This window comes from Mycobacterium sp. (assembly GCF_035603715.1).
Lineage (GTDB): Bacteria > Actinomycetota > Actinomycetes > Mycobacteriales > Mycobacteriaceae > Mycobacterium.
This window is the reverse complement of the sequence record NZ_DATNJW010000153.1, coordinates 1-6,888: the sequence shown is the minus strand read 5'-3', so window position 1 is coordinate 6,888 and position 6,888 is coordinate 1. Positions and strand designations below refer to the sequence as shown.

At 64.2% G+C, this 6,888-nt stretch carries 4 protein-coding genes; all 4 read right to left on the bottom strand.

Going from position 1 to position 6,888, the window contains the following annotated elements:
- Positions 1–4,514, bottom strand: a 4,514-nt coding sequence (locus VN856_RS07050; RefSeq protein WP_325687495.1) for a non-ribosomal peptide synthetase, incomplete at its 3' end; no start/stop codon positions are given.
- On the bottom strand, positions 4,504–4,752 hold the full coding sequence (locus VN856_RS07045) for an MbtH family protein (RefSeq protein ID WP_325687494.1): 249 nt from the start codon (positions 4,750–4,752) through the stop codon (positions 4,504–4,506). The genes VN856_RS07050 and VN856_RS07045, both read right to left, overlap by 11 nt.
- A gap of 175 nt (positions 4,753–4,927) precedes the next feature.
- Complete coding sequence (locus VN856_RS07040; RefSeq protein WP_325687492.1) at positions 4,928–5,758, bottom strand: class I SAM-dependent methyltransferase; 831 nt, start codon at positions 5,756–5,758, stop codon at positions 4,928–4,930.
- 46 nt (positions 5,759–5,804) lie between these two features.
- Positions 5,805–6,888: beta-ketoacyl reductase (locus VN856_RS07035; RefSeq protein ID WP_325687491.1), on the bottom strand; the 1,084-nt coding region annotated here is incomplete at its 5' end.

Below are 6,888 nucleotides of genomic sequence, written 5' to 3'. Positions count from 1 at the left end.
ATCTGCTGCTGACTCAAACCGCCAACCGCAAGATCCGACGGCGTCAACCCGCCCCCGCCGCGGCGTACATTCGCGCAGATCCCGGTCAGGGCGTCGAACCACAATTGGCCCAGTCGGCTGACTTGCGCGTGATCCAGCGCCGACGGCGCCCACCACCAGGCGGCGCGCAGGAACGGGCCGAAATCGGTATCGATTATGCCGGCGTTGAGTTCTACGGTGTGCGCCAACGGCATTGGCAACCTCAAGCCGGCGTCGATGTTCGCCAAGCCGTCCCAACTGATCTGCCATCCATCACCGAACTCGCCCGCCCCGGCGCCCAGCCGCCCCAGATAGTTGAACCCGATCGGCGGGTCGGACTCGTCGAGGTCAATCTCGGGATTCAGATAGCGCAGCAGCCCGTACGTCAGGGGCTCGGGCAGGGCGCGCAGCTGCTCTTTGGCGTCCTTGATCAGCGCTCCCAACCCCGCATCGCCGGCCACCACCTGCGTCCAGGACAGCCCACCCACCGCCAACGCCACCGGGTATTTGGTGGTAAACCAACCCACGGTGCGCGACAGGTCAACATCGGGCGCCAGCTCATTGTGGCGCCCGTGGCCCTCCACATCGATGGCGACCGGTGCGGCACCAGTGCCCAAGAACTCCGCACACGCCAAGGCGAACGCGATCAACATGATCTCGTGTATGCCGGTGTGAAACGCCGTGGGCACCTCACCCAAAAGTATGCGGGTCGTTTCCGCATCCAACGCCAGCGCGAGCTGCCCGACGTTGGCATAGGTATCCAGCTCGGGACGTACCGCCGGCAAAGCCGCCGGCGTCGCCGCCACCTGCCGCCACGCTGGCGCCTGCTGCACGACTTCCGGGCGGCTCGCGTGCTCGGCGAGCAGTTCCGACCACCGGGCAAACGACGTCCCCGGCGCCGGCAACACCACCTGCTCTCCGCGGTGGTGCTGGGCCCAGGCGATGTTGAGGTCTTCCATCAAGATCCGCCACGACACGCCGTCGACGGCGAGGTGGTGCACGATCGACACCAAACGGGCGGTAGAGGTCACCCATATCGCGCTGAGCATTACCCCGGCGGCCGGGTTCAACCGCGACCCGGCCGTTAGCATCGCCGTATCGGATAGCTCCTCTACTGTCAGCAGGCACTCGCGGGCATCCACCGAACCGGTTTCGGGCACCTGGAACGACCAACTGCCGGCGCCGTCGTCCTCGGCCCGCAGCCGCAACATGGCATGCCGATCGAGCAACGCCTGCAACAGCACCACCACGTCGGCCTCGGTCGCCCCCGCGGGGGCCTGCACGACCGTGGTCTGGTTGAAGTGCTGCACCGGGCCATCGACGCTTGCCAGCCAACGCATGATCGGGGTAGCGACCACCGGCCCGATGCCTTCATCGACCTGTCCAACCGCACCTTCGACCACTCCGGCCAGCCGGGCCACAGTCTGCTCGACGAAGATGTCGCGCGGCCGGCACACCAGGCCGGCGGCCCGCGCCCGCGCCACTACCTGCATCGACAGGATGCTGTCCCCGCCCAGCTCGAAGAACGATTCGTCGACCCCGACCTGCTCGAGCCCGAGGACTTCGGCGTAAATGCCGGCCAGGATCTCCTCCACCGCGTCCGCCGGAGCGCGGTAGCTGTCGCCTTCTTGGTAGTCAGGCGCGGGCAGTGCGCGGGTGTCGAGTTTGCCGTTGACCGTGAGCGGCAGAGTATTCATCGCCACCACCGCGGCCGGAACCATGTACGCGGGCAGCCGCTCGGCCAGCACCGCACGCGCGGTGGATAGGTCGGCGGTGCCGGTGGCATACCCCACCAGCCGCTTGTCGCCGGGGCGGTCCTCGCGGACGATCACCACCGCCTGCTCAACCCCGTTCAGCGCACCGAGTGCGGCCTGGACATCGCCGAGTTCGATGCGATAGCCGCGGATCTTGACCTGTTCATCGGCGCGCCCGAGATACCTGAGCTGCCCGTCGGGACCCCACCAGACCAGGTCGCCGGTCCGATACATCCGCTCCCCGGGCGCACCGAACGGACACGCCACAAACCGCGTTCCGGTGAGACCGGCCCGGCCCACGTACCCGTAGGCTGCTCCGGCGCCGGCCACATACAGCTCCCCGACGACACCTGCCGGCACCGGCTGCAACCACGCATCGAGCACGAAGAAGCCAAGGTGAGCCAACGGGACCCCGATAGGGCTGGAAGTGCTCTCGATGTCAGCGCCGAGGATCTCCCGGAACGAGGCATGCACCGTCGTCTCGGTGATGCCGTACATGTTGATCAGCCGCGGAAAACCGGGGTGGGCTTTCAACCACGTGCTGAGGCGCTGGGGTTCGAGGGCCTCGCCGCCGAACACCACCGCTTGAAGCTTGAGCTGACGGCTCAGCTCGGGCCGGAGCGCGTCGGCGGTCTGCAGCGCATAAAACGCCGACGGGGTCTGACTCAGGACCGTGACCTGTTCAGCGGCCAGCAGGGCGTGGAAATCTTCCGCCGAGCGCGCCACGGAGTCGGGCACCACCACCAGCCGCCCGCCGTAAAGCAGCGCGCCCCAGATCTCCCATACCGAGAAGTCGAACGCCAAGGAATGACATTGCGACCACACTTGGCCGGCCAACTCCAGATCAGCATCCAGGGTCTCCAGCAGCCGCGTCACGTTGCGGTGCGGGATCGCCACCCCCTTGGGGGTTCCGGTGGTGCCCGACGTGTAAATGAGGTAGGCGATCTCATCAGCAGCCGGAGCCGCCAGCGCCGTGCTGGGCAGGTGACCGGCGGAGTCTGCAAGATCGTGGATGTCGATAACCAACAGGTCGTGCCCGTCCAGCCGCGGACGCAACTCGGCGGTGGTGATTGCGGCTACCGGCGCGGCATCACCGAGCACAAACTCACTTCGGGCCGCCGGGACCACCGGATCAATCGGCACATATGTCGCCCCGGATTTCAGCACCGCCAACATCGCCACGACCGCCTCAGCCGTGCGGGGCAACAGCAACGCCACCCGCTGCCCCGGGCCCACACCTTCGCGGGCCAACAGATGCGCCAACCGGTTAGCGGCCTGCTCAACCTCGCGGTAGGTCCACGAAAGCTCCCCGTCGCTGATCGCCACCGCGTCCGGCACGCGGGCCACTTGCGCCGCGAACACCGCCGGAATCGATTCCGGCGCAGGTGCCGACTGGGTCAGCACCGCCTGGTTACCCCAGTCATGCAGACCGGCATGTTCACCGGCGTCGAGCAGATCAGTCGACGCGAGCCGCCGGCCCGGATCAGCGGTCATCGCCGCCAACACCCGGCCCAACCTTCTCGCTAGATCGGCGACGTCGAAATTCGCAAACGGCCCCCGCACGCCGGCTGTGCTGAGAAACAGCTGATCGCCGGCGCCGGAGAAGATGAACCCGAAGTCGCCGACCTGGCCCGGATTGGTGAATGACGCCGACGCCTCAACACCCGCGAAGTCCATGGTCATTTTCGACGGCATGAAGTTGACGCTCACCCTGTTGGCGGGGAGCTCTGGGCGGCCTTTGCGTTCCAGGGCATGCACCGGAAACCGCTGATGCTGCAGTGCTTCTTGTATCCGCGCGTCAACATGCTCACAAAAATCGGCAACCGTAGCTCCGGGACCAAGCTTCAACACCAGCGGCACCGCCCCGGAAACCATCCCAGGGAGTGTCTTCATGTCCGGACGCACTCGCCTGCTGACTGGGAAGTCCAGCACCACCTCTGAACCCTCGGCGCACCACCCGCGCACCAACAGTGCACACGCCGCGGTGATGATCGACGACCGTGGCATGTTCCATACCTGGGACAGCTCTTGAACTTGCCGAAGGACCGTGGGGTCCAATCGAACCGGCGCAGAAGGTGATTGTGTCTCAACGGCACCCTCGGCTTGCGGCAACCGATAATTCGAGCCGCTTTCCGGTGGCAGGTTCTTGGTCCAATAGGCTTCGTCTTCCAGGTAATCAGTGGAAGCTTCGTATTCTGCCTCGCCGCGCACCAAGTTCTGCAACGAGCCGAAGAAGGCAGGAGGAATGGCTGCCTGAGAAACTAACGCGGCATAGACAGTTGCGATCCGATGGGCAAGAAGCGTGATTCCGGATCCGTCGACGATTAAGTGGTGGAAGCATGCGAACAAATAGAATTCGTCGGTCCATGTCTGAAATAAAGCAAATTTGAACATCGGGCCCGCAGGCGGCATTGGCGTGCGCTGGATTTCCAATGCCATGGCGCGGGCTTCCTGCACCGGATGACGTGCGTCGCTCAGATCGTGGAAGGCCACCTCGACGTCCGGGTAGTCGGTCGCCTTCTGGAAGACCTGGCCGTCCACTTCGAAGAGAGTGGCCCTGACTGGTTCGGCCTCTTGCACCACCTGACGGATCGCCTGTTTGAGCACATCAGGCTTTACCGTTCCGTCGAACCGCACAAGTACACCGAGCTGCCACTCCGTAACCGAGAGACCGGTCTCCTGCGCAAGCCAAATGTCGAGTTGTCCGCGCGTGAGCGGAACTGCCTGGTCGTCAAATTTCATCCGGTGTACCTATCGAAACCCCCTGTCTCGTTGCCAACCTGTCGCGCAGGCTCTTAGGCCGTATATCGGTCCAGCTCTTTTCGATGTAGTCCAGGCACGATGCGCGATCCCCCTCGCCGTACACCACTCGCCAGCCGGCTGGCACATCGGCAAAGGCCGGCCACAGACTGTGTTGCTCTTCGTCGTTGATCACGACGAAAAAGCGGCCATCGCCGTCGTCGAACGGATTGATACTCACCGGGTCTCCAGCTCAACTAATCAACATGGGTATAACAAGTTCTAGACGATACTGGGCCTCGTACCAGTTGTCTAAGGGTTCGGACAATCGGTCTGCGGCAGTGGACAAGACGGGCCTTGGGGATCGCCGATGCCGTCGGCGTTTGCGCCGCAAACTGTGCACGCGCTTAGACGCTCTAGGTGGGCTCCGTACGCAACTGGGATCTCAGAATCCGGTACTCCAGCAGGCCGGCCCGCATCTGCTCGTAGATCGCCGACCCGGGAAGCGCGAGAAAGTTCGCCACCCGGGAATTTCCATCGCCGTAAACCTGCGCCCAGTTGTTGCTCGCTTGATCGCGCGAGGCCAACACGTTGGCAGTGATGTCGCGGTCGGCTTCGGTGACAAAGCCGAGCGCGCGCAGACGGCTCCGCACGTAATCCCAGTCATCCGGGCTCAGGAAGTCGGTATGCAAAAACCATGCCCCGGGCCGGCAGATCCGGCGAACTTCGTTCAGGAATTTCGGCAGATTCCCGTATGAGTGTGACGACTCCACATTGAGGACGGCATCGCAGGACCCGTCTTCCAGGGGAATGTTCAGTGCGTCGCCGACCCGGAAATCCGTCGAATTGTCGAGATGCGTTTTGCGGCAGAATTCGATCGCTTCTGAGGACATATCGATGCCGATGACATGACCGCTGAATTTCTCCGCGACGAGTCTGGAGTTGCCTCCGCGCCCACAGCCTATTTCGACAACTGTGCGGTCGTCCAGGTCAATCGATCCGACAACTTCGAACACCAGTCGGACCGAGTGCGCATTGAAGGTACCTTCGCGAATGGCGAAGGCCGACTCGTTGTCAGAAGTCGTCGGGACGTAGCCGTAATTGAGGAAAAACGATGAGTCGGCCACCCCGATGTCTTCCAAGCGGCGACTCAGTTGATTGTAGAAACTGCGCCAACCACCGGCTGTCGTGGAGAGTAGGTCGTCAGCCAGGTGCTCCGACATTGCAACGTCGCTTTGCTGATTCATTATGTCGCCCCTACTAAATCTGCTGTGTCTTATGTCGATTCGGGATCTACCCGGCAGCTTCGGACGCGCCGCCGGAGTCCGCTTGTAACTCCGGCACCTGACCGGCCAGGTATTCCGCCAGCGAGCCGATGGTGGGGTAGTCGAATACCGCGGTGGCGCTGATCGTGAACGCGCCGCCGAACTGGGGGAGTAACCGGTTGCTGAATTCGACCGCCATCAGCGAATCCGTGCCCAGCTCCAGGAACCGGCTGCTCGCGGCCGGCGGTTGCGCGAGCCGCAGGAAGTTCTGCACTTCGTGCCGCAGGTACTCGGTGAGGAAGCTGCCGCGCTCTATGTCGGGTACGTCGTGCAGCTGCCGGAGCAACTCGCTGTCGCCGTGTGTCGCGGCGGCAGCGCTTGGCAGCACGTGGTCGAGAATCCATGGGCGAGTACCGCCCAGCCCCTTCGCGGCACGCTGCCAGTTGGCTTTGATGACGGTTGCCTGTCCGGTTCCGTGGGCGAGCATCTCGTCGAGCGCGTTCAAGGCGGCCGACGGATCCAGCGGAATCAGGCCCTGCGCACTGAGATTGGCGCGCGCGGCGTGCGACGTGGCCATGCCGCCTTGCGCCCATGGGCCCCAGTTGATGCCGGTCGCGGGAAGGCCTTGCGCCCTGCGATCCGCAACCAGCCCGTCGAGCAGCGCATTGGCAGTCGCGTAGTTCGCCTGGCCGGGCGAGCCGATCACGCTGGAGGCCGACGAGTACACGATGAAGAACTCAAGATCGTCGTTCCTGGTCAACCGGTCCAGGTGATAGGCGCCGAAAGCCTTGGGCGCCAACGTCGTCCGGAAATGTTCCGGGCTCTGCTGTGAAATCAGCGCGTCGTCGAGCACGCCTGCCAGGTGTGCCACGCCGCCGAGCGGCGGCAACTCCGCTCGGATTCGCTCCATCAGGGTTCTGGCCTGTGCTTCGTCGCCGACGTCGGCGGCGAAGGTGTGGATGCGGCACTTGTGGCGCTCGGTGATCTCCTCGATCGTCCGTTGCGCCTCCGCGTCCGGCTCGCGGCGACTGGTCAACACGATGTCGCCGGCCCCGAGTTGGGCCAGGTGGGCTGCCGTGTACAGGCCGAGTGCACCGAGTCCGCCGGTGATC